This window comes from Micromonospora sonchi (assembly GCF_014646235.1).
GTDB classification, from domain to species: Bacteria; Actinomycetota; Actinomycetes; order Mycobacteriales; family Micromonosporaceae; genus Micromonospora; species Micromonospora sonchi.
Window position 1 is genome coordinate 62,789 of the sequence record NZ_BMNB01000008.1, and the last position, 23,097, is coordinate 85,885.

At 70.5% G+C, this 23,097-nt stretch carries 21 protein-coding genes and 1 pseudogene; 9 read left to right on the top strand and 13 right to left on the bottom strand.

The annotated features are described in order from the left end of the window. The first annotated feature begins 60 nt into the window (after positions 1 to 60). Both IEY61_RS10570 and IEY61_RS10575 read left to right on the top strand, forming a co-directional pair. Positions 61 to 1,026 carry a glutathione S-transferase family protein gene (locus tag IEY61_RS10570; protein ID WP_189043036.1) on the top strand — a complete coding sequence of 322 codons (966 nt, stop codon included), beginning with the start codon at positions 61 to 63 and terminating at the stop codon, positions 1,024 to 1,026. After that, entirely contained in the window at positions 1,019 to 1,834 is an 816-nt protein-coding gene (locus IEY61_RS10575) for a DUF998 domain-containing protein (RefSeq protein WP_373293132.1), read from the top strand. The genes IEY61_RS10570 and IEY61_RS10575 overlap by 8 nt, the downstream gene beginning before the upstream one ends. Positions 1,835 to 1,846: 12 nt before the next feature. On the opposite strand, the gene IEY61_RS10580 is transcribed toward IEY61_RS10575, so the two are convergent. Further along, a complete protein-coding gene (locus tag IEY61_RS10580; RefSeq protein ID WP_189043040.1) occupies positions 1,847 to 2,113 on the bottom strand; it encodes a helix-turn-helix domain-containing protein in 267 nt (88 codons plus the stop codon). Positions 2,114 to 2,186: 73 nt separating this feature from the next. Here IEY61_RS10580 and map point away from each other — a divergent pair, with 73 nt between their 5' ends. Further along, positions 2,187 to 3,005, top strand: coding sequence for a type I methionyl aminopeptidase (gene map, locus IEY61_RS10585; protein ID WP_189043042.1), 819 nt, complete (start codon positions 2,187 to 2,189; stop codon positions 3,003 to 3,005). 617 nt (positions 3,006 to 3,622) lie between these two features. After that, the gene (locus tag IEY61_RS10590; protein WP_189043044.1) at positions 3,623 to 4,690 is read left to right on the top strand and encodes an NADH:flavin oxidoreductase/NADH oxidase; all 1,068 of its coding nucleotides are present in this window, start codon (positions 3,623 to 3,625) and stop codon (positions 4,688 to 4,690) included. Between the two features lie 32 nt (positions 4,691 to 4,722). Here IEY61_RS10590 and IEY61_RS10595 read toward each other — a convergent pair whose 3' ends face one another. The 6 genes from IEY61_RS10595 to IEY61_RS10620 form a co-directional block, all read right to left on the bottom strand. Next, positions 4,723 to 8,415, bottom strand: coding sequence for an ABC transporter ATP-binding protein (locus IEY61_RS10595; protein WP_189043046.1), 3,693 nt, complete (start codon positions 8,413 to 8,415; stop codon positions 4,723 to 4,725). 87 nt (positions 8,416 to 8,502) lie between these two features. Further along, on the bottom strand, positions 8,503 to 9,342 hold the full coding sequence (locus IEY61_RS10600) for a GNAT family N-acetyltransferase (protein ID WP_189043049.1): 840 nt from the start codon (positions 9,340 to 9,342) through the stop codon (positions 8,503 to 8,505). Positions 9,343 to 9,492: 150 nt separating this feature from the next. Continuing rightward, entirely contained in the window at positions 9,493 to 10,665 is a 1,173-nt protein-coding gene (gene ispG, locus IEY61_RS10605; RefSeq protein ID WP_189043051.1) for a flavodoxin-dependent (E)-4-hydroxy-3-methylbut-2-enyl-diphosphate synthase, read from the bottom strand. 9 nt (positions 10,666 to 10,674) lie between these two features. Then, positions 10,675 to 11,925, bottom strand: a complete 1,251-nt coding sequence (locus tag IEY61_RS10610) for a M50 family metallopeptidase (protein WP_189043053.1) — start codon at positions 11,923 to 11,925, stop codon at positions 10,675 to 10,677. After that, entirely contained in the window at positions 11,925 to 13,136 is a 1,212-nt protein-coding gene (dxr, locus tag IEY61_RS10615) for a 1-deoxy-D-xylulose-5-phosphate reductoisomerase (protein ID WP_189043055.1), read from the bottom strand. The genes IEY61_RS10610 and dxr overlap by 1 nt, the downstream gene beginning before the upstream one ends. 150 nt (positions 13,137 to 13,286) lie before the next feature. After that, a complete protein-coding gene (locus tag IEY61_RS10620; RefSeq protein ID WP_189043056.1) occupies positions 13,287 to 13,895 on the bottom strand; it encodes a TetR/AcrR family transcriptional regulator in 609 nt (202 codons plus the stop codon). Between the two features lie 121 nt (positions 13,896 to 14,016). On the opposite strand from IEY61_RS10620, the gene IEY61_RS10625 reads away from it, so the two are divergent. Then, entirely contained in the window at positions 14,017 to 14,742 is a 726-nt protein-coding gene (locus IEY61_RS10625) for an SDR family oxidoreductase (protein ID WP_268240639.1), read from the top strand. Positions 14,743 to 14,897: 155 nt separating this feature from the next. Here IEY61_RS10625 and IEY61_RS10630 read toward each other — a convergent pair whose 3' ends face one another. From IEY61_RS10630 to IEY61_RS10640, 3 genes and pseudogenes are all read right to left on the bottom strand, one after another. Continuing rightward, entirely contained in the window at positions 14,898 to 15,872 is a 975-nt protein-coding gene (locus IEY61_RS10630) for a hypothetical protein (RefSeq protein ID WP_229705809.1), read from the bottom strand. Positions 15,873 to 15,998: 126 nt separating this feature from the next. After that, positions 15,999 to 17,570: a hypothetical protein gene (locus tag IEY61_RS10635; RefSeq protein ID WP_189043061.1), complete on the bottom strand. Its 1,572-nt coding sequence runs from the start codon at positions 17,568 to 17,570 to the stop codon at positions 15,999 to 16,001. A 481-nt stretch (positions 17,571 to 18,051) separates the two neighbouring features. Then, positions 18,052 to 18,743 (bottom strand): annotated as a pseudogene (locus IEY61_RS10640) (Scr1 family TA system antitoxin-like transcriptional regulator); the annotation flags it as partial. Positions 18,744 to 18,971: 228 nt separating this feature from the next. Here IEY61_RS10640 and IEY61_RS10645 point away from each other — a divergent pair. Beyond that, complete coding sequence (locus tag IEY61_RS10645) at positions 18,972 to 19,241, top strand: DivIVA domain-containing protein (RefSeq protein WP_189043065.1); 270 nt, start codon at positions 18,972 to 18,974, stop codon at positions 19,239 to 19,241. Between the two features lie 81 nt (positions 19,242 to 19,322). Here the strand turns inward: IEY61_RS10645 and IEY61_RS10650 are convergent, their stop codons facing one another. Together IEY61_RS10650 and IEY61_RS10655 are read right to left on the bottom strand one after the other, a co-directional pair. After that, positions 19,323 to 19,988, bottom strand: a complete 666-nt coding sequence (locus IEY61_RS10650) for an endonuclease V (RefSeq protein ID WP_229705811.1) — start codon at positions 19,986 to 19,988, stop codon at positions 19,323 to 19,325. Between the two features lie 29 nt (positions 19,989 to 20,017). Beyond that, complete coding sequence (locus IEY61_RS10655) at positions 20,018 to 20,566, bottom strand: GNAT family N-acetyltransferase (RefSeq protein WP_189043067.1); 549 nt, start codon at positions 20,564 to 20,566, stop codon at positions 20,018 to 20,020. 278 nt (positions 20,567 to 20,844) lie between these two features. Between IEY61_RS10655 and IEY61_RS10660 the strand changes: the two genes are divergently transcribed. Next, positions 20,845 to 21,210 (top strand): type II toxin-antitoxin system RelE/ParE family toxin, encoded by a 366-nt coding sequence (locus tag IEY61_RS10660; RefSeq protein WP_189043069.1) that lies wholly within the window; start codon positions 20,845 to 20,847, stop codon positions 21,208 to 21,210. Further along, complete coding sequence (locus IEY61_RS10665) at positions 21,207 to 21,524, top strand: helix-turn-helix domain-containing protein (protein WP_189043071.1); 318 nt, start codon at positions 21,207 to 21,209, stop codon at positions 21,522 to 21,524. Before IEY61_RS10660 ends, IEY61_RS10665 begins: the two co-directional genes overlap by 4 nt. Before the next feature lie 148 nt (positions 21,525 to 21,672). Here the strand turns inward: IEY61_RS10665 and IEY61_RS10670 are convergent, their stop codons facing one another. After that, positions 21,673 to 22,014 carry a GNAT family N-acetyltransferase gene (locus tag IEY61_RS10670; RefSeq protein WP_229705830.1) on the bottom strand — a complete coding sequence of 114 codons (342 nt, stop codon included), beginning with the start codon at positions 22,012 to 22,014 and terminating at the stop codon, positions 21,673 to 21,675. Between the two features lie 181 nt (positions 22,015 to 22,195). On the opposite strand from IEY61_RS10670, the gene IEY61_RS10675 reads away from it, so the two are divergent. Then, the gene (locus IEY61_RS10675; protein ID WP_189043073.1) at positions 22,196 to 22,567 is read left to right on the top strand and encodes an XRE family transcriptional regulator; all 372 of its coding nucleotides are present in this window, start codon (positions 22,196 to 22,198) and stop codon (positions 22,565 to 22,567) included. The last annotated feature ends 530 nt before the right edge of the window (positions 22,568 to 23,097 follow it).

Consider the following 23,097-nt stretch of genomic DNA (forward strand, 5'->3'; position numbering starts at 1 on the left):
GTTCCACGGGGACGGCCGGCGGCCAGGATATCGCCGCCGGATCGGCGATAGGTTGTCGGCATGGCACGAGCCCAGTTCAGTGCGGAGACCAGCGACGGCGGCGCGTTCGTCCGGCAGCCCAACCGGTTCACCGGGCGGGTCACCCCGCACTCGACCTCGCCGCCGGGAGGCGGGCCGGACGAGCAGGACCGCTGGCCGCTGGAGCCGGGACGCTACCGGCTGATCTGGTGCCGGGCCTGCCCGTGGGCGCATCGGGCGCTGATCGTACGCAACCTGCTCGGACTGCAGGACGCCATCTCGCTGGGCACCGTCGACCCGATCCGCGACGAGCGCGGCTGGCGGTTCAACCTCGACCAGGACGGCTTCGACCCGGTGCTGGGCATCGGCTTCCTGTCCGAGGCGTACCTGGCCACCGACCCCGACTACGCCGGCCGGGTCACCGTGCCCGCGCTGGTGGACACCGTCACCGGACGGGTGGTCACCAACGACTATCCGCAGCTCACCCTCGACCTGTCCACCGAGTGGCGGCGGCTGCACGCCCCGGACGCGCCGGACCTCTATCCGGTCGAGCTGCGTCCGGAGATGGACGCGTTGATGGCCGAGATCCACGCCGACGTCAACAACGGCGTCTACCGCTGCGGCTTCGCGACCTCGCAGCAGGCGTACGACGAGGCGTACCGGACGCTGTTCGCCCGGCTGGACGCGCTGTCGCAGCGGCTGTCCGGCCGGCGTTACCTGATGGGCGACACCATCACCGAGGCGGACGTGCGGCTGTTCACCACCCTGGTCCGCTTCGACGTGGCGTACCACGGACACTTCAAGTGCAACCGGAGCAAGCTCACCGAGATGCCGGTGCTCTGGGCGTACGCGCGGGATCTGTTCCAGACTCCCGGCCTCGGCGAGACCGTCGACTTCGACCACATCAAGCGGCACTACTACGCCACCCATCGCGAGATCAACCCGACCGGGATCGTGCCGCTCGGCCCGGACCTGCACGGCTGGACGACGCCGCATGGGCGTGGCTGAACCACCCACCGCGAATCGACGGACACCGGCGCACGGACGGCGGCGCGGGGCCGTGGCGCGGGGCGGGCCGTTTCCGCAGGCCGGGACCGCTCCGCGAGGCGGGGCTGCGTCGCGGATCGCCGCCGGGGGCGCGGCGCTCGGTGCGCTGGTCGGCACGGCTCTGGTGACGCTCGCCGTGGTCGCCGGTCCCGGTCCGGGTCTGACCGGGTACGTCAGCGAGGCCGGTGTCGCCGACAGCGGGTACGCCTGGACGTACCGCATCGGGGTCTTCGCCCTGGCCACGGCGTTGCTGCTGCTCGCCACCGCGCTGCACCCCGGCGGCGGATGGCGCGGCGGTGCGGACCAAGGCGGCCGCGGAGTGTGGCGCGGCAATGCCCTGTGGCGCGGCGACAACGGGCTGCGGATCGCGGCGGTGCTGCTCGTGGCGGGCGGTATGGCCACGTTCCTGTCCGGGGCAGTGACGTGCAGCGCGGGCTGCCCGCTGCCGCCGTTCGAACGGGCCACCGTGGCCGACCTGGTGCACGGTGCGGCGAGCGTCGCCGCGACGGCCGCCGTGGTCTTAGCCATGATCGTGATCGCCCTGGCCCCGGCGGCGGGCCGCACCCTGCGCCGGGTGGCCGCGGTCGCGATGGTGCTGGCGCTGCCGCTCGCGGGCGCGGTCGGCCTGGCCATGCTGTTCGTCGGCCGGGGTTCGCTGGTCGGGGTGCTGGAGCGGCTGCTGCTGGCGGTGGCGGCCGGCTGGGGTCTGGCCACCGCCACGTCACGTTGCGCGGCACGGGACACCCGCTTGCCGCCCTCGTCCGGCTAGGGCGGCTGGTCGCTAGGACGCGTGGCGCAGGGGTGTGTCGGCCAGCCAGACGTCGGCCAGGTCACCGAGAGGAACGCCGAGGGCCTGGCTGAGGCGGACCACAGTGCCGAACGCCGGTGCGGGAAGACGGCCCGCCTCGATCTTGCGCAGCGTCTCGGGAGAGATGCCGGCCGCCAGGGCCACCTCGACGAGGCTGCGGCCCGCCCGCGCGGCCCGGAGGGCGACTCCGAGGCGCTGGCCCGCTGCGATCTGTTCGGCGGTGAGTGGCTGGCGAACCATGCCAGCAGGATATCCCTCCGGAGCAGCCCCGACTCGCGTGGTATAAAAATACCGCATCCGGAGGGGAGGCTGCGTGATCGAGCTCAAGTCGACCGAGGAAATCGGCCGAATGGCGGTGACCGGTCAGTTCGTCGGCGAGTTGCTCGCCGAGCTGGGCGACGTCGCCGCAGTAGGCGTCAACCTGATGGACCTCGAACACCACGCCCGCCGCCGGATCTCCGAACGCGGCGCCGAATCCTGCTACTGGGACTACGCTCCCTCGTTCGGCCGCGGCCCGTTCCGAAACGTGCTGTGCCTGTCGGTCAACGACGCGGTGCTGCACGGCCTGCCGCACGACTACGTCCTGCGCGACGGCGACCTGCTCAGCATCGACATGGCGGTCGGCATCGACGGCTGGGTCGCCGACTCCGCACTCTCCGTCATCGTCGGCACCCCCGACCCGGCCGACCTGAAGCTGATCGAGGCCACCGAGGTCGCACTGGAGGCCGCCATCACCGCCGCCCAGCCCGGCGGTCGCCTCGGCGACATCTCCGCCGCGATCGGCGAGGTGGCCCACAACTACGGCTACGGCGTCAACGCCGAGTTCGGCGGCCACGGCATCGGCCGCACCATGCACGAGGCACCGCACGTACCCAACCACGGCCGCGCCCGCCGCGGCCTGAAACTCCAACCCGGCCTCACCATCGCCATCGAGCCCTGGTTCTGCCGCTCCACCGACAAAATCAAGTTCGACGCCGACGGCTGGACGATCCGCTCTGCCGACGGTTCCCGCAGCGCCCACTCCGAACACACCGTCGCCATCACGGCTTCCGGCCCCCAGGTCCTGACCCGCCGCCCCACGCACGGCCCCACCTCGGCCAACCCCACTAGAAAGCCCGCCACAGCCTCCTGACCCTGCCCGCCTTGCTGACCCTGCCCGCCTTGCGGCGTGATTCGGCCAGGTGAGACATGCTTCTCACAAGCGAGGATCGGTCTCGGACTGGCCGGCCGGGGAAGCGCTACTCAGCGAGACCGGCAATAGGCGGTGGCGGCTAGATCCAGACGTGGTGGCCGCTCTGCCTGAGGTTGTGGACGGCGCGGGTTGCGGCATCTCGGGGTGTTCGGGTGCCCGAGGCGGGCGCGAGTTGCGGCATGTCGGCGTATCCCGTCCTTGGACGGCGCGGGTTGCGGCATGTTGGGGTTTCCGGGCCGGTTGAGACCGCGAGTTGCGGTGCCCTGTGCGACGGGCCGGTTGCGGACGTGGTGATCGCCCGGCCTCCGGCCCAGGGCCCGCCCCAGCCGCCCCCCGCCCTATTGCGGGTCGCTCTCATGGAAGCCGTCATGTCACACAGACATATTTATGTCCGTGTGACATGACGGCTACTCGACCATGTGCCTCCGGTGGCGACTGGACACCGCAAACTCACGGCCCGCGAACCGTGTGGCGTCGGCGGCAACCGCAATGGTTGTCGTGGGTATCACTCCTTACGGGCGTCGTCCGTGCTGCGGCCCTGAGGAGAGGATGGGTCCATGAGTTCGTTGTTCACGCCGTTGGCGCTGCGCGCGGTGACCCTGCCCAACCGGATCGCTCTGGCGCCGATGTGTCAGTACACTGCCGGCCCCGACGGCCTGCCCACCGACTGGCACCTGGTGCACCTCGGCACCCGCGCCGTCGGTGGGGCCGGGCTGGTGATGACCGAGGCGACCGCCGTGCTGCCGGAGGGCCGGATCAGCCCGCAGGACACCGGCCTGTGGTCCGGTCGGCACGTCGACGCCTGGCGTCCGGTGACCCGGTTCCTGGCCGCGCACGGCGCGGTGCCGGTGGTGCAGCTCGCGCACGCCGGGTTCAAGGCGTCGACGTACCGGCCGTGGGACCCACGCCGGGGCGGGGTGCCCGACGCCGAGGGCGGTTGGGTGCCGGTCGGCCCCACCGACGAGCCGTTCGTGCCCGAATACCGGGTGCCGACCGCCCTGGACGAGGCGGGGATCGCCGCCGTCATCGAGGCGTTCGGGGCCGCCGCCGCGCGGGCGGTGGAGGCCGGCTTCGCCGCGGTGGAGGTGCACGCCGCGCACGGTTACCTGCTGCACGAGTTCCTGTCGCCGCTGACCAACCACCGCACGGACGGCTGGGGTGGGGACCGAGCCGGGCGGATGCGGCTGACCCTGGAGGTCGCCCGCGCGGTCCGTGCCGCCGTCGGCGCGGACGTGCCGGTGCTGGCCCGGATCTCCGCCACCGACTGGGTCGAGGGCGGCTGGACGGTCGACGACAGCGTCGCGCTCGCCACCGAACTCGCCGCCGCCGGGGTGGACCTGGTCGACTGTTCCTCGGGTGGGGCGTCGCCGAACGCCAACGTCCCGGTCGGCCGTGGCTACCAGGTGCCGCTGGCCGCCCGGGTGCGCCGCGAGGCGCGGGTCGCCACCGGCGCGGTCGGCCTGATCGTCGAGCCGGAGCAGGCCGAGGCGATCATCGCCGAGGGCGAGGCCGACCTGGTGCTGCTCGGCCGGGAACTGCTGCGCAACCCGTACTGGCCGCTCCAGGCCGCGGCCAAGCTCGGCGCCGACGCCAGCTGGCCCGACCAGTACCTGCGCGCGGCCTGACGCCACCCGGGCTGGCGGCCCGGTGGCGGCGGTCAGCCCGCCAGGTGTCCCCAGCGCTGCTCCAACTCGCGCCACGGACCCTGCGCCGCCACCGTGCCGCCGATGAGCACCACGACGTGGTCGGCCCGCACCAGCGCGGCCCGCTTCGAGGTCGAGCCGACCACGGTCACGCCGCGCTCGCGCAGCGCCTGCCAGAGGGCCAGTTCGGTGGTGACGTCCAGCGCGGAGGAGACGTCGTCGGCGACCAGCAGTTCGGTACGCGGCGCCAGTGCCCGAGCCAGCGCCAGCCGTTGCAGCTGCCCGCCGGAGAGTCGGGTGCCCTTGTGCCCGATGAGCAGCCCGAGCCCGCTGCCGGTGGCCGCCAGATCGTGCTCCAACTGGGCGGTGGCCACCGCGTGCCCGGCGTCCACCTGGTGGCCGAGGGTGATGTTGTCGGCCACCGTCCCGGAGAGCACCCGGGGCAGCTGGCCCACATAGCCGACCTGGTTGGGCCGCAGGAACAGCTCCGGCGCGGTGACCGGGTCGTCGTTCCAGGCCAGCCGGCCGGTGTGCGGGGCGATCCCGGCCAGCGCCCGCAGCAGCGAGGACTTGCCCGCGCCGACCGGCCCGACGACCAGCACCAACTGCCCACGCTCCACGGTCAGGTCGACGTCGCGTACGGCGATGGTGCCGTCGGTGTGCCGGACACCGAAACCGGCCAGTTCCAGCCGGCGCAGCGGGGTACGCGGAGCCGCCGCCGGTGCCGGCACCGTCCCGGCCGCCAGGTCCACCCCCGGCACCTTCGCCGAGTACGCCTCGATCCCGGTCATCTCGGCCGTCCGCCGGGTCCACACCCGGGCCGACGGGATCTGCGAGACCAGCGATGCGGTGGTCCAGGAGAACCAGCGCGCCGCGCCCAACGTGGCGACCGCGACCAGCGTCGCCCCGGCGGAGAGCCCGCCGGCCAGGAACAATCCCCACACCCCGATCGGCAGCAGACCGCTGGTCAGCGACGGAGTCGAGCGGGCCCACACCTGCACCGCGACCTCCCGGCGCTGCCGCTCGCTGCGCACCCTGTCGAGGGCGGCGAGGTGGGCCAGCACGGGCCGGGTGGCACCGGCGAGCTTCACCGTCCGTGCGGCCGACAGGCTGGAGACCAGCGCGGTGGCGAACGCCGCCCGTGCGGTGACGGTGTCCCGCGCGGCGCGCTCCAGCCGGGACCCGAACGCCATCGCGGCCAGCCCGGAGAGCAGCATCGTGCCGAGGAAGAACAGCCCCGGCACCACGCTGCCGGTGACCAGGGTCATCACGACCAGCACGACCACCCCCATCGCCTGGTCCCACACGTTGTCGGCGAGTTGCACCACCCGCTCGGTGTCGCCGCCCTGCGCCACCACCTCCGCCGCGGTGTGCCGGCTGACCCGGCGCGGGCCGGTCTGGCCGTGCACCAGACGCAGGCTGATCCGCAGCATCTGCCGCACCCACCAGGCCGGGAACCACAGGTGGGTCCAGTAGTACGACGGGATGGCGAAGATCAGCCCCGCGGCGATGCCCAGGGCGGGCCGCCACGGGTCGCCGATGCCGTCCACCACGTCCGCCCAGAGCCAGGGCAGCACCGGCCCGTCCAGGCCGAGGATCACCAGCACGACGAAGATCCCGACCGCCGCGAGACCGTAGCGGGGGTCGTTGCGGCAGAGCCGAAAGATCTCCCGCAGGGTCCGCGCCCGCGACGCCGGGCGCCGGTCGGCGTTCGGCGCACCGTCGGCCGGGCCCACCGAAGCGGTACGACCACCCCGCTCGCGTCCACCGACCTCCCGGCCGCTGGCCTCCCGTCCCTCCGCCGGGTCGACCGGCTCGGGCCCGACCATCGGCGCGGGACCATCGGCAGTGACGAGCCCGCCGACCGTCACGGCCCCGCCCGACCCGGCGGAGGTCACAGCCCCGGCGGCAGGGAGGCCCGCGACGGTCGTCGTCGCCGGGCTGGCGCCGACCAGCGCGGGCTCGGCGCTCATCCACCCGACGTCGGTCAGCAGTTCGGCCTCGGCGTCGCCGGCCTTCGGGCCGTCCTCCGCGCCGGCGTGACCGGCGGCGAGGAGTTCGGCGAACCGGCGCGACTGCGCCAGCGGGGCGGCCTCCACCACGGCGCCGTCGGCCAGCACCACCACCTCGTCGCACCGACTCACCGACGACAGCCGGTGCGCGATGACGATGCCGATCCGGTCGCGCAGCAGCCGCTCGGTGGCCTGCTGCACCCGCGTCTCGGTCACCGGGTCGAGCCGGGCGGTGGCCTCGTCGAGGATCACCACGTGCGGGTCCCGGACCAGGATGCGGGCGAAGGCGACGAGTTGTTCCTGCCCAGCCGAGAGCACGTGCCCACCCTCGCCGAGGCGGGTGTCCAGGCCGGCGGGGAGTTCGGTGATCCAGCCGGAGAGGCCCAGCTCGTGCAGGGCCCGCGCGGCGGCGTCGAGCAGGTCGGGGTCGAACAGGGCCACGTTCTCGGCGAGCGTGCCGGCGAGGATCTCGGTCCGCTGCGGCACCACGGCGACCCACCGCCGCAACTGCTCCACGTCCAGGTCGAGCACGTCGCGCCCGCCGAGCAGCACCATGCCGGGCGGCACGTCCACGGCTCGGGTGAGCACTTTGGCCAGGGTCGATTTGCCGGAGCCGGTCCGCCCGACCAGGGCGTACGAGCGGCCCCGGACGAAGGTGAGGTCGACCTCGCGCAGCGCGGGGCCCCGGTCGGCGTCCGGGCCGGCGGCCGGGTAGTGGTAGGTCAGGTCGCGGATCACCAGGTCCCCGTCGGTCGGCGCGACGCCGCCGGTGGGCTCCTGCGGGGCGCTGGAGAGCAGTTGCACGCGGCCCCATGCACCGAGCGCGTACTGCACCTCCGGCACCATCCGGCTGACGTGTTCGACGGTCATGCCCAGGGAGATCGCGAGCAGCCAGATCGCGGTCAGCCGGGCGGCGTCCACCCGGCCGGTGGTCAGCGCCCACACCCCGCCGAGCACCACCAGCGCGACACCGGCCCGGACCACGCCGGCCGCGATGGTGTTCACCTGCGCCGACATCCGCCACACGCGCAGACCGCGGCGGAGCACCTCGGCGGCCCGCGCGGCGTACAGGCGTAGCACGTAGGGGCGGGCCAGGCTGGTGCGTACGTCGTCCTGGCCGTGGATGGCCTCCTCCATCACCGCCGCCAGGTCCGACCAGGCCGCCTCCTCGTGCATCCGGGCCGGCGCGATCCGCCCGGCGGGCCGGCGCAGGGTGATCGCGAGCAGGACGGTGAGCAGCAGCATGCCCACCCCGGCCGGCCACCAGACGGTGAGCGCGACCAGCGTGGACACCACGCCCACGGCCAGCGCCTGGGCCAGCCGTACGCCGGGGCCGCGCAGTCCTGACGCCACGTCGTAGACGTCGCCGTCGATGCGGTCGAGCATCTCCCCGACGGGCGTGGTCTCCAGGGCGGGCACGGGCTGACCCATCGCCACCCGACACAGCCGGCGGCGCAGGTCGGCCGACCAGTCCGCGGTCACCCCCGCCATCATCAGGCTGATCACCAGGTCACTGACGACGGCCGCGACCAGGGCCACCGACAGCAGCACGAAGAAGCCGACCGACCGGTGCACCAGCACCGGCCCGGCCAGCGCGGCGGTGGCCGCCTGACCGATGCCTCCGACGACGATCAGGACCGCCACCAGCGTCATCCGGCGCGCAGAGGTGACCCACAGATCACGGAGCAGGCGCATGGGTCGGTTCCTCCGGCTCCTCGTGGCAGAGGTTCCAGCCTGCTTGGCCCGCCCTGGGGACTCAACGGATTTTCGCCGCAGGCAGACTCAGAAGAGCACGGTGGCCAGGGTGCCCACCGGGCGGAAGCCGCAGCGTTCGTAGACCCGCCGGGCGGGCAGGTTGAAGTCGTTGACGTAGAGGCTGACGGTCGGGGCGACCCGGGTCAGCGCGTCGCGGACCACCGCCGCCATCGCCGCGGTGGCGATGCCCCGGCCCCGCCACTCGGGCGCCACCCAGACCCCCTGTACCTGGGCGGTGCGCCGGGTGACGACCGCCAGTTCGGCCTTGAAGGCCACCCGGCCGTCGACGAACCGGGCGTACGCCCGGCCGGAGCGGATCAGGTCGGTGACCCGGCGTCGGTACCCGCGTCCGCCGTCCTCGGCCAGCGGCGAGACGCCCACCTCCTCGGTGTACATCGCCACCGCCGCCGGGAAGAGCAGGTCGAGTTCACCGTTGCGGACCTGGCGGACCTGCGGGTCGACGGCGATCTCGGGCAACGCGTCGGTGACCAGCAGCGGTTGGTTCGGGCGTACGTCGCGGGCCGGTCCCCAGGCGCCGCCGAGGCGGTCCCACAACTCCAGCACCGCGTCGGCCCGCCCGACGATCGAGGAGCAGAGCCGTTCCTCGCCGGCGAGCAGGTCGGCGAAGGCGGCGACGGCCTGCGGGCCGGCCAGCACCGGAGTGAGGTTGCCGCCGAGCCAGCAGACCGCTTCGAGTTGGCGGCGGGAGCCGTAGCCGAGCACCCGGCCCTCGGCCCGCCACCAGGCCAGCCCACGCGCGGCGACCCGCTCCGCGACCTGCGCGCCCGCGTACGGGTCGAGGTCGAGCAGCCGCTCGACCGCCCGCCGCTCCGATTCCCCCAGTTGCCGCACCGGCGCCGTCAGCACGGTTACAGCCTGCCAGATCCTCCCCGACCGTGGTGGCGGACGGTGACCACCGCCCCACCCGTTCGCTTGATCATGAGGTTAGCGGCAGCTGTGGAGATCGGGAACGCCGCCAACCTCATGATCAACGCAGCGAGGGGGTGGGGTGGGGGGTTAGTGGACGGTTACGGTGGCGCCGGGAAGGAGGGTGCGCAGTTCCTCGGGGATGTCGGCGCCCATCTCGTCGGCCAGGCGCAGCGCCTCCTCGATGAGGGTTTCCACGATCTGGCCCTCGGGGACGGTCTTGATGACCTGGCCCTTGACGAAGATCTGCCCCTTGCCGTTGCCGGAGGCCACGCCCAGGTCAGCCTCGCGGGCCTCGCCGGGGCCGTTGACCACGCAGCCCATCACGGCCACCCGCAGCGGGACCGGCAGCCCCTCCAGGCCGGCGGTGACCTCCGCGGCCAGCTTGTAGACGTCCACCTGGGCCCGCCCGCAGGACGGGCAGGAGACGATCTCCAGGCCGCGCTCGCGCAGCCCCAGCGACTCCAGGATCTGGTTGCCGACCTTGATCTCCTCGACCGGCGGCGCCGACAGCGACACCCGGATGGTGTCGCCGATCCCCTCGGCCAGCAGCGCCCCGAACGCCACCGCCGACTTGATGGTGCCCTGGAAGGCCGGGCCGGCCTCGGTGACCCCCAGGTGCAGCGGGTAGTCACACTGCTCGGCGAGCTGCCGGTACGCCCGGATCATCACCACCGGGTCGTTGTGCTTCACCGAGATCTTGATGTCCCGGAAGCCGTGCTCCTCGAAGAGCGAGCACTCCCACAGCGCCGACTCGACCATCGCCTCCGCGGTGGCCTTGCCGTACTTGGCCAGCAGCCGCTTGTCCAGCGAGCCGGCGTTGACCCCGATCCGGATCGGCGTACCGGTGGCCGACGCCGCCGCCGCGATCTCCTTGACCTTGTCGTCGAACTGCCGGATGTTGCCCGGGTTCACCCGGACCGCCGCGCAGCCGGCGTCGATCGCGGCGAAGACGTACTTCGGCTGGAAGTGGATGTCGGCGATCACCGGGATCTGCGACTTCTTCGCGATCGCCGGCAGCGCCTCCACGTCGTCCTGGCTGGGCACCGCCACCCGCACGATCTGGCAACCCGACGCCGTCAGCTCCGCGATCTGCTGCAACGTTGAGTTGACGTCAGCGGTCAACGTGGTCGTCATCGACTGCACCGACACCGGCGCCCCACCACCGACCGGCACCGAACCGACCATGATCTGACGGCTCGCCCGGCGGGTCGCGAGCGGCGGCGGCGGTACGGCGGGCATACCGAGGCTGACAGCGGTCACTTCAGGCACTCACCTTGGGAAGAGGGTGATCGGGTTGACGACGTCCGCGGTGATCGTGAGCAGCGTGAACACGCCACCGATCAGGATCACCACGTACGTGAAGGGCATCAGCTTGAAGTAGTCGACCCGGCCCGGGTCGGGGCGGCGCAGCCGCGCGTACACCCAGGAGCGGGCCCGTTCGAACCAGGCGATGGCGATGTGGCCGCCGTCCAGCGGCAGCAGCGGCAGCAGGTTGAACACGCCGATGAAGAAGTTCAGCGAGATGAACAGCATCACGAACAGCTCCCAGGCGTCGTTGGCGACCGCCTCGCCGCCGAGGACGCTGGCGCCGACCACGCTGATCGGAGTGTCCATGTCGCGCTCGCCGCCGGTGATGGCGTGCCAGAGTGCCGGGACCTTCTCCGGCAGGCGCTGCATCGCCTTCGCGGTCGCCACCGCCATGTCGCCGAGGAAGTCGCTGGTCGCGCCGACCGCCGGCACCGGGCCGTGGGAGACCAGGCCGGGGGTGGAGACGACCAGCCCGACGCCGAGCGCGGACACCTCGGTGACCGGCCCCTTCGGGTCGTCGATCGGCGGGCGCTTGGTGGTGGCGAGCATCGTCTCGGTGGTGCCGGGCTGGCCGTCGCGCTCGTAGCCGATGGTGGCGGTGCTGCCCGGGGCGGTGGCCCGGAGGGTGGTGAGCAGCTCGCCGTAGTTGTTGATCGGGGTGCCGTTGATCGAGGTGATCCGGTCGCCGTCGCGCAGCTGGCCCGCTGCGGCCGGGCTGGGCGCGTCACCGGCGACGCACTCCCGCCAGGTGGTGTCCGGCAGGACGCACTTCTGGATCGCGATCACCGCCGGCTCGGCGCGGATCTGCTCCTCGTTGCGCGGAAAGTCGGGGTTGGGCAGGCCGAAGGTCATCGCCGCCAGCCAGGTGGCGAAGATCGCCAGCCCGAAGTGGGTGACCGACCCGGCGGACATCACGATGGTGCGCTTCCACACCGGGTAGCGCCACATGGCCCGCTTCTCGTCGCCGGGCTCGACGTCGTCGTCCTGCGGGGTCATCCCGACGATCTTGCAGAAGCCGCCGAGCGGGATGCCCTTGATGCCGTACTCGGTCTCGCCTCGCTTGAACGACCACAGGGTGGGGCCGAAACCGACGAAGTAGCGGGTGACCTTCATCCCGAAGGCCTTGGCGGTGAGCATGTGGCCCGCCTCGTGCAGGCTCACCGAGACGAGGATGCCGAGGGCGAACAGCGTCACCCCGAACGCGAACGACATCAAGCTCCTTCCATCGCAGCAGCGATGATCTCCTGCGCGTGCGCGCGAGCCCAGGACTCGGCTTCGAGTACGTCCTCGACGGTACCCGGTTCGCCGAAATCGGGAGCGTCCTCCAGCACGCGCTGTAGCGTGTCGACGATGCCGAGGAACGGCAGCCGGCCGGCGACGAAGGCCGCCACGCATTCCTCGTTCGCCGCGTTGTAGATGGCCGGCCGGCACCGGCCGGTCTCGCCGGCCGCCTTGGCCAGCGCCACCGCCGGGAACGCCTCGTCGTCCAACGGCGCGAACTCCCAGGTGTGGGCGGCCGTCCAGTCGACGGCGGAGGCGGCGTCGGCGACCCGATCCGGCCAGCCGAGCCCCAGCGCGATCGGCAGCCGCATGTCCGGCGGGCTGGCCTGGGCGATCGTGGAGCCGTCGACGAACTCGACCATCGAGTGGATCACCGACTGCGGGTGCACCATCACGGTGATGTCGGCGTACGGCACGTCGAACAGCTCGTGCGCCTCGATCACCTCCAGCGCCTTGTTGACCATGGTCGCCGAGTTGATCGTGACGACCGGCCCCATGTTCCAGGTCGGGTGAGCGAGCGCCTGCTCCGGCGTGACGCTCGTCAACTCGTCGCGCCGCCTGCCCCGGAACGGCCCGCCACTGGCGGTGACGATCAGCCGACGGACCTCACCCCGGGTGCCGCCGCGCAGGCACTGCGCGAGCGCCGAGTGTTCCGAGTCGACCGGGACGATCTGCTCCGGCCGGGTCACCGCGGCCTTGACCAGCGAGCCGCCGGCCACCAGCGACTCCTTGTTCGCGAGGGCGAGGGTACGCCCGGCGCGCAGCGCGGCCAGCGTCGGCGCGAGCCCGAGCGAGCCCACCACCCCGTTGAGCACGACGTCGCACGGCCACTGCGCCAGCTCGCTCATCGCGTCCGGCCCAGCGACGATCTTGGGTAGCTTGAACTCGCCGCTGGCCCACCCGCGCCGGCTCGCCTCGGTGTAGAACGCGAGCTGGAGATCCTGCGCGGCGGACGCCTTCGCCACCCCGACCGCCTCGACGCCGAGTTCGAGCGCCTGGGCGGCGAGCAGTTCCACGTTGCCGCCACCGGCGCCGAGCGCCACCACCCGGAACCGGTCCGGGTTGCGCCGCACGATGTCGATGGCCTGGGTACCGATCGAGCCGGTGGAGCCCAACAGCACAAGTTCGCGGGGGGACGTCACCCCGCCATTCTTCCCCACCCACCTTGGAGGGCAAGGAAGGGCACCTTGTTAACGCCTGCGGTAGAGGAAGGGCCCCTTCTTAACACGGCCGGGCTCGCGCTGCGGAGAACCGAGCAGCAGTGACACCGGCCACCAGGTCAGCAGCTCCCGTCAGGTCAGCGGCCAGTTGCGCAGGGCGGCGTCGGCCATCGTCTGGAGTTCGTCGCGACCGATGCCGCTCGCGGCCTGCACGGCGATGCCGAACGCCAGGGTGGTGACGTAGCGGGCCAGTAGCCCGGGATCGGTCTGCGGAGGCAGGTCGCCTTCGTCGACGGCCCGCTGGAACCGCTGGCGTAGGCGGGCGCAGCCGTTGTTACGCCAAGCGGTGAGCAGGTCACGGACTGCCTGCCCGGAGTCGCCGGCGGCGAGGGCGCCCTGGACGCCCAGGCAGCCTGGGGGGTGGGCGGGGCGGGTGGTGGTGCGAATGGTGCCCGTCAGGATCGCGGTGGCCACGCCGAGGGCGGTCGGCTCATCGAGCGCGCGGGACAGGTAGCCGCCCGGGCCCTCGGTGTAGCGCTCCAGCGCCTTGCGGAACAGCTCCTCCTTGTTGCCGAAGGCCGCGTACATGCTGGTGGTGGAGATGCCCATCGCCTTGGTCAGGATGGCCAGGCTGGCCCCCTCGTAGCCGTGCTCCCAGAAGACCAGCATGGCGCGTTCGAGAGCCTCGTCGGCGTCGAATCCCCGCGGCCGGCCGATCGGGCCACTCTGCCTGTTTCCCACCACCGCAGTCTACCGCTTCTGTAGCGATCGATACGGAAGTGCTAGTGTTCAACTTCCGCATCGATCGCTGCGGAAGTTTAGGAGGTCATCCACATGAAGACTGCTTGAGGGCAAAACCGCTCTGGTCACCGGCGGCAGCACCGGCATCGGCCTGGCCAGCGCCGTACGCCTGGCGGCCGAGGGCGCGTACGTGTTCATCACCGGCCGGCGCAAGACCGAGCTCGACGCGGCCGTGGAAACGATCGGCTCAGCAGCAGCCACGGCGGTGACCGGCGACATCGCGAACCTGGACGACCTCGACCGGCTCTACGAGACGGTCCACAGCCGGGGACGGGGCCTGGACGTCCTCTTCGCCAACACCGCCATCGCTGAATTCGTGCCGCTCGACCAGATCACCGAGGAGCACTTCGACACCCTCTTCGGCATCAACGTCCGCGGCACCCTGTTCACCGTGCAGAAGGCCCTACCGGTGCTGAACGAGGGCGCCTCGGTGATCCTGAACGGTTCCACCAACGGAGACGTCGGCGCAGAAGCGTTCGGTGTCTACGCCGCCTCCAAGGCCGCCACCCGTTCGTTCGCCCGCACCTGGGCCAACGAACTCAAGGGACGCGGCATCCGGGTCAACACCATCACACCGGGGCCGACCGACACCCCTGGCCTGTCCGGCCTCGCCTCCGATGAGGCGCAGGCCGGTGTCTTCCGGCAACACCTGGCTGCGCAGGTGCCGCTGGGCCGACTGGGACGCCCGGAGGAAATCGCCGCAGCCGTGGCCTTCCTCGCCTCCGACCAGAGCAGCTTCATCACCGGCTCCAGCCTCTACGTCGACGGCGGCGTCAACCAGATCTGACAGCACGACCCGGCCGGGCTTCCCAACATAGGGAAGCCCGGCCGGACCATGCTCGGCACACCTCGAATCCGTATGCGCCGCCCTTCAGGCCGGAGTCAAGCGGAGACAGGGCGCAGCCCGTGACGCGGGTCGTCGCACCCGCCGTCCGTCAGGCGTCATGACACCGCCACGGGTCCCTGAGACGGGAAGAGAAATCGCGGGACGAACCACAGGTAGAAGATCATGCCGAAGAGTTCGACCAGCGACTGCATCACGACGACCACGGCGGCGATCTCCCACCCGGCGGGCAGGGAGAGCGCGAACGGCAGCACGATGAACGAGTTCCGGGTGCCCAGCGAGAAGGCCAGCGTGCGGCCCTGCCCCGTCGACAGCTTCCCGAGGGTGGCGAGCAGCCGGGCGAGGGCGAGGCTGACGGCGAGGAACGCGGCGGCCACCGCGATGACGACGGGCAGCAGGTCGAGCGCCGCGCGGGCCGGCCCGACGTGCGCCGTGGCGACCAGGAGGATCACCACGGACAGCAGGGGCACCGGCCACCAGCCCAGCCGCTCACGGATCCGGTCCCGCTCGGGCCGCCGGGCGAACCACGTCTCGCTGAGCGCGGCCAGGCCCAGGGGTACGAGCAGCACCAGCAGCGCCGGCCAGACATCACCGGGAGCGAAGGCGGCGGCGAAGTCGGTGCCGGACATGAGCCAGAGGTACGCGGGCAGCAGCACCAGTTGCAGCAGCAGGCTGAGCGGGGTCAACGCGGTCGCCCGGCTGGCGTCGCCGCCTCCGAGTTGGGCGAAGGTGATGAACCAGTCGGTGCACGGCACCAGCAGCACCAGCAGCAGGCCCAACCGCAGCGCGTCGTTCGCGGGAGTGAACTGGACCAGGCCCCACACGACGGCGGGAATGAGGACGAAGTTGCCGACCAGCGCGGCGGCGAGGAAGCGTCCGTCCCGGAACGCGGCCGGGATCGAGATCAACGGCACCTGGGTGAACGTGGCGTACAGCAGCAGCGCGAGCACCGGCCAGACCAGCGCGCCGCCGGTACGCCCGGCCTGCGGCCACACCGTCCCGACCAGCAGACCGAGCGCGACGGCGCTGAGATAGCACCAGACCTGATGGCGTTCGAGCCTGTCCCGGGTCACGCGGCGGCCAGCCGGGCCGACGCGTCCGGGTCGTACCGCAGGTTGGTCGGCGGCACGCCGCTGCGTGCCGCGACCTCCGGGATTCGCATCGCGCCCATGACCCGGAACGGTAACCATCGCGCCAGCTCAGCGGTCAAGCCGGGCCGCGTGGCGGATGACCGCCGGAACGCTGACCAGCAGCACGGCCAGCGTGGTGGCGACCGCGTGGAGGGTCAGTGTGCGCTGCGGCGGCCAGTTCGTCAGCAGCCGCAGCAGGTACGGCAGCCAGACCACCGCCCCGGCGAGCAGGCCCGCCGCGCAGATCCAGCCGGCGATGGCCCGCAGCGGCTTGACAACGACGACGGTGAGCACGATCGCGCCGGCGGGCGCCACCGCCAGCCCCAGGAGCGTCCCCACGATCATGAGCGGTGCCAGGAGTTCGTCCGAGTTCGCGCCGGCCATCGCGTACATGGTGAACACGGCGAGCCCCAGCAGGTTGAGCAGTCCGGCGGGCACGGTCACCGTGAGCAGGAGCCGGCCGTGCCGCCGTACCAGCAGGGTGGCGCAACCGACCAGCGCCACGAAGCTGCCCACCACGATCGACAGCGGCGCGGCGACTCGCCAACCGGCGGTGACGGTCGCCTCGGCAACGCTCGGGATCGGTTGCGCGGCCACCTCCTGCCGGAGACCGTCACCGGTGAGGGTGCCGAAGCCGATGCGCTCCCAGCGACCGGCGCCGTCGCGACGAGCGAGGCCGTCGCGGCCGTTGGCCACCAGCACGACCACCCCACCGTCAGGCTGGTCCCGCACCAGCAGCGCCCGCGATGACAGGTACTCCTCGACGTCGTCCATGGCCGGCATCGTCACCGCGAGCCGTTGCCGCGCATCCTCGTCGACCTGCCAGGCAACGCGCCAGGTCGCGCCGCCGTCCCGGCTCTCCTCCACCGCCAGGCGGCGCGGCACGACCCGGAAGCAGTGCCCGGGCTCCCGCGTCGAGCAGTCCTCCCCGGACGCGGCGGGCGGCGGCTGCTCCACGAACATTTCGTAACCGCCCGCCGGCAGCTCCGCGAATGTCGGCCCGTCGTGCCGGCTGACCTGCCACCGGTCGGGCTCGCGATCGCCGTGGTAGGCGTTGCCGATGCCGACCACAGCGGCCCCGCGCCACTCGTACAGCGTGACCGCGTCGTCGTAAACGGGGGCGGAGGTGGCCGCGACGCCCAGTCCGGCGATCGGCAGCACCACCAGCACCGCCACCATCCGCAGCCACCGCGCCACGGTCGGGCGGACCGCCGCCGACCGCCACGCCCACCAGGCCAGCCCCAACGCCGGCAACGCCAGCAGATCGGTGACATCGGCCAGAATCACCGATGGTCCATTTACGGCACTCCACGCCGCCGAGGCCGTCGCCGCTCCGGCCGCGGTCGCCTTCACGGCGGTGAACCCCACCCCCACCACGACGATCGCGGCGACCGCCAGCAGATCGCCGGCGCGCCGGCCCCGAAACCCCCATGAGGTACGCAGCACAGCCGCCAGCCGGCCGCCGAGCGCGAGCAGCAGCGCCAGCAACGGCGGCGTCATCACCAACCCGGCGACATCACTGAGCTTCCCGGTCAACCACCCCGGGTAGGCCGCCTTCAATACGTGATCGTTGACGATCAGCAGCGCCGTACCCGCCACCGTCACCGGATGGATCAGCCAGACCAGGACCCTGTCGGTCACATTTACGCCCGGCTCCCCACCACCACACCCCCGCGCAGCTCCCATACCCTCAGCATCGCCACGCCCCGTAACACCCCCATCTCACCCACACCTCGAACCCGCATACCCGCACTACCCCCACCGCCCACGCGCCGCGTCGCCGCGCGCGCCGATCATGCACTTTCGGCCCCGACAAAGGGATGGTTCATGGACAATTCTCCGACGAAAACTGCATGATCGACGCGGCCTGGACGGGCTGAGATCGACTGGCGCGACGTCTCTCACCCGAGTGAGAGCCGCTGCGAGATCTCACCGGTAGACCGAACCATCCACACTCAGGTGGATCTTGGACGCGGGAGGCCTTTCTGGGGGCAGAAAGCGTCCAAGATTGCCTAGCTGCTACCAGGTCTCGCGCCCCGGTTGAGATGAGTGACGCGAGTCTGGTGCCGGGCTGCCGGGCCCGGCACCAGACTGTGTCGCGCCGGGCTCAGTCGGCGGCGTCGAAGTCGAGCACGGTGAAGGTGCCCGTTCCGGCCCAGCGGAACAGCCCCGCATCCAATGCCAGGACGCGAATGGTGATGTGGTGCTGCGGGCTCGCCACCGCCAAGGCGTCGAGTTGCCGGACCATCGCCGATCGGTCTCGCAATGGCCGGCGCAGCACCGTCTCGCTGAGGATCACGTCGTAATAGGGTGCCCGGGGTACCGCTCGGGCCAGCAGCCGTTGCCGGCGGAGCCGGACGTCCACTCGGGCCTGCTGCTCCGCCTCGCTCAACTGCGGGTGATCCGTCGCGATTACTTCCGTCATGTATTCGACCGTCTGCAACAGCGGGATCAGGTCAGCCTCGTACTTCCGGATCTTCGTTGCGGCGGCCTCCAGGCCGACGTAGAGCTTGAACCAGTCTTCTACCGCCTCTCCGTAGCTGTGCCACCAGCCGTGTGCCTTGGTTTCCCGGGCCAGGGCGCGCATGGTCTCGGTGGTCTCGGGGGTCTCGGGGGTCGCGCCGTACACCCGGCACATGGCCGCCGCGTCGTTCGGGTGCACGGGGACCTGGCCGGTTTCGTACCGCCAGATCCGCGGCGTCGACCATTCCAGTTCCTTCGCGGCCGCGACCACCGTCACGTGGGCATTTTCGCGAAGTTCTCTCAATACCTGCCGAGTTGCCTACGCGGGACGGTGCTTCCCGAGTCGTCCACGTCATCTCCTCTACTGTTGTCGCGTAAGGCACCTCATCCCTTGGTTCGCATTCTTCTGCAGAAGATTGCGGAAGGCTAGTAGGAAAATCAGGATTGTTGATGACCGGCCAATTCCCCGGCGGTCACAACCGGGGCGGGTGTCCTTCCCCAGAACCTCATCCCGGCGCCCACCCCGGCATCGTCCACAATAAACAGAAGAGGAATCATGGAATTGACCAAGGCGCGCCGATGACCTATTCAAGTAAGGAACACCTGCTCCCCCAGCAGGTCCGCGCCGTCACCTTCGCCACCGTCCGCCCGCGCGGCCTCGACCCCATTGAGGTGTACGACTACCTCAACCGCGTCGCCGACGAGCTGGAACGCCTGCGCCGCGAGCTGACCACCGCCAACACCGAGGCCGAACGCCTGCGCCGAGCGTTGCGGCGATGGCAGTCCCGGCAGACCGGCCATCATCACCACGACCGGTCGGCCACGCAACAGGATCGCAATCCGCAATGAGCGCGCCACCAACCCCACCCCGCCGGTTGATCATGAGGTTAGCGGCAGTTGAGGAGATCGACTTCGCCGCTAACCTCATGATCAACCAGGTTGCGAGTGGCGGAGGGCTTCGCGGGAGAGGAAGTCGGCTCGGCGGATCACCTCGGGGAGGCGGTAGCGGGGGGTCAGGCCCAGGGTCAGGGTGGTTGCCTGGGCTAGGGCGGTGCGGTGGCCCACCGAGACGAACACCGACTTGACGCCGGTCTGCGTACGCAGCACCCGGCCCAGCACCTCGTCGCCGGCCCGCAACGGCGACCAGTCACCCCGGCACTCGCCCGGCTCGTCATACCCGGCCACGAACGGGGTCTTCGCCACCCCGAAGGTCGGCAGCCCGGTCACCACCCCCAGGTGACAGGCCAGCCCGAAGCGTCGAGGATGCGCAATGCCGTACCCGTCGCAGACCACCACATCGGGACGGGCCGCGAGCCGGTCGAGCGCCGTCAGCAGGATCGGCACCTCGCGGAACGCCAGCAGCCCGGGAACGTACGGAAACGTCACCTCGCCGGGCACGACCACCGACTCCACCTCGACACCGGCGGCCAGGTCGAACACCACGGCCGCCGCGGTGACCCGCCGCGAAGATTTGGCGTACGACACGTCGACGCCGGCCACCAGCCTCGGCGCGGTGGACAGGTGATTGTGCAGGTCGAGCCGCCGTCGCAACTGCTCCTGGATGCGCTCGGCCTCCGCCACCGATGCCGGAGCCACGACCGGCTCACCAGCGCCGGTTGGTCGGCTCACGCCGGGCGGGCCAGGACGAAGGTTTCCAACTCCTCACCGCCGTACCAGTCGCTGCGTCGACCGACGGACGTCATGCCGAGCCGGCGAGCAACCGCCATCGAAGCGATGTTCCCCGGAGCGACCACGGCATGGATCAGCGGCGTCCCCGTGTCGAGTTCCCGCTCGACGAGGGCACGGGCGGCTTCGGTGGCGTACCCGTTGCCCCACGCCTCCGGATGCAGATGCCAACCCACCTCGATGTCATCGGTGAATACCTGCTCGTCGCGCCCCGGCAACGGCTTGACCAGCACCGAGCCGACCACCACGCCGGTCTCTCGCACCTCGATCGCCCAGATGCCGTACCGATCACCGTACGCCGCGTGCCTCCGACGCCACCTGGCCAACCGCTCGGCCGCCTGCCCCGGATCCGTCAACGGCAACCCCGATGTCGAGCCGAGGAACCGAGCGATCTCCGGCCGAGAATAGATCTCGAACAGCCGAGCCAGATCCACCGGCCCATCGGTCCAATCCCGCACGAGCAGCCGCTCAGTGATCACAATCGCCATGGCCGGGATCGTAACCACGGCCCGCATCAGTACAACGCACTTGCCCGGCCGGTGCCGGTTCGGACCGGTTGCAGGCACCGGCTCGGGTGCCTGCAATGCCTCACCTCGCTGACGGTGGCATCCCGCGAGACGCTCCGGTACGCGGATCAGATGCCGCCACCACAGGTCGCCCACAACTTCCTCGCCTTCATCGACAGCGGCATGGCCGCGCCCGCATCAAAACCGCTCCACCCGCTGAGCGAACACGCGTCCGGTATAGCATCCGCTATACTTGAGAGTTGGCGACCGACGAGTGGGAGATCTACCTCGTCAACGAGGTACAGGAGTGGATCGAACGCCTCGATCCACTCACCCACGCCCGCGTCGTGCAGGCCATCGACCTGCTCGCCCAAGCCGGCCCAGGACTCGGACGCCCACTGGTCGACACGATCCACCGTTCATCGATCGCCAACCTCAAAGAACCACGCCCCGGCACAGTACGCATCCTGTTCGCCTTCGACCCCTGGCGCTCCAGCATCCTGCTCGTCGCCGGAGACAAAGCCGGACGCTGGCAGCAGTGGTACACCGAGGCAATCCCGCTAGCCGAGCAACGCTACGAGATCTACCTCAAGGAACGCGCCGAGGAGGAGGGCAGACAGCCATGAACGGCTACGCACGCTGGCGCGACATCCGCGCCACCCACATCCAGCGCGCCGGCGGCGAGCAAGCCGTCGAAGCCGGCAAGCAGGAACTACTCGCCACCGTCGTCGGACACCGCCTCGCCGAAGTACGCCGCGCCCGCGGTCTGACCCAACAGCAGGTTGCCGACCGCATGGGCGTCACCAAGGGCCGCGTCTCCCAGATCGAACAAGGCAAAATTTCCGGCCAAGAGGTGGTAGCCCGCTACGCCGCCGCCCTCGGCGGACGCCTCCACCAAGCCATCTACTTCGACGACGGCGACATCGCCGCCATCGCATAACCCACCCCACCCGGGCCGGCCACCAGCCTCGGCGCGGTGGGCAAAGGATTGTGCAGGTCGAGCCGTCGTCGCAACTGCTCCTGGATGCGCTCGGCCTCCGCCACGGAACCGGGAACGACGACCGGCTCACCGTCGCCGGCTGATCGACTCACGCGGGGCGGGTCAGGACGAAGGTTTCCAACTCCTCGCCGCCGTACCAGCCGCTACGACGGCCGACAGACGTCATGCCGAGCCGGCGGGCCACCGCGATCGACGCGGTGTTACCCGGATCGACCACCGCGTAGATCAGCGGCGTCCCGGTCGCGAACTCCCGCTCGACGACGGCGCGAAACCGGCCTCGGTGGCGTACCCGTTGCGCACGCCTCCGGATGCAGATGCCAGCCCACCTCGATGTCAGGACGGTCAAGAAGACGTTGCGGGACTGCTTGTGCAGCCAGACCAGCACGTCCCGATCGATCTGAACCTCCTCCCGCAGCGTAATCCTCATCATGTACCGCAATGCACCACGCGGTACCGTGCCGCCTCCGCTATTGAAGGAGCCGGGACGCAAATCCCAAGGCATAGCCCAACAGCGCCACGCGGAGCCACCGGGCTACAGTCCCAATGAACCTGTAACAGCCGTGTAGCGTGCGGGCGCCCAGCGATGGTACAAGGGGCCGTAGGCTACGTGTATGACCGTCGAGTTTTCCACCATCCTGCAGGGCCTTATGGAGAATCGTCGCCTGTCGCCTAGAGTTGTCAGCCAGGCGTCGGCGCGGGCCGAGTCCACAATCAGGCAGTTGCTTTCCGGCAGGGTAACTCCTCACGTTGAGATCCTCCGAGACATATCCCCCATCCTTCAGATATCTTTGACCGACCTACTCGTCATCGCTGGCCTGCCAGCGATAGGGGAATCTGATCGACCAGAAGAATATCCGTCGGCCGTCGAGATGGGCCGACTGATCGCTGCCGCCAGCCATCTCAATCCCAAACAGGTAGAACAACTAGCTGACGCCGCCAACAAACTGCGAGAGGAGAACCAGAAAAGGACGGAGAAAGCGTGAACTCTATCTACATAGCCAGCGGGACCCAAGAACGCCCCCAGCAGCCGCAGTACGAGTCGGGCTGGCGGGACAAGACAGCCTGCAAGACCTGCTGCAGCTCCTGATCGTGCGCCGAATCCGGTATCAGCAGAATTCGGCGCACTAACATCACCGCTGGTCTGCATTCGTTCAACCAGTTGCCGCTCCCACTACGCAGCCCTGCGGATAAGCTCCAAACCCAGCTCTGCCGGCTGACCACTAGAACTGGAACGGGTTCCAACGCGCGCCACTCACGTCAAATCCATTCGCAGTCAAAGATCTCCGGGCAATACTCTCAAGGAGCGATCCGCCAGGGCGATAATGGCCCGAGAAATTGCTGAACTCAGTAATTCTACCATCCGGCCCTACATCAAATAGGCCTGCCATGATTACCGGATTTCCTTCAGACAGACTCGTGTGACCCGGGAAAATCCCTGCCTCATAGACACTTTCATGGAACGCCCGAACCGACTGATCTGGCATCACTACATAGTGATAATTTCCTTCCTGCA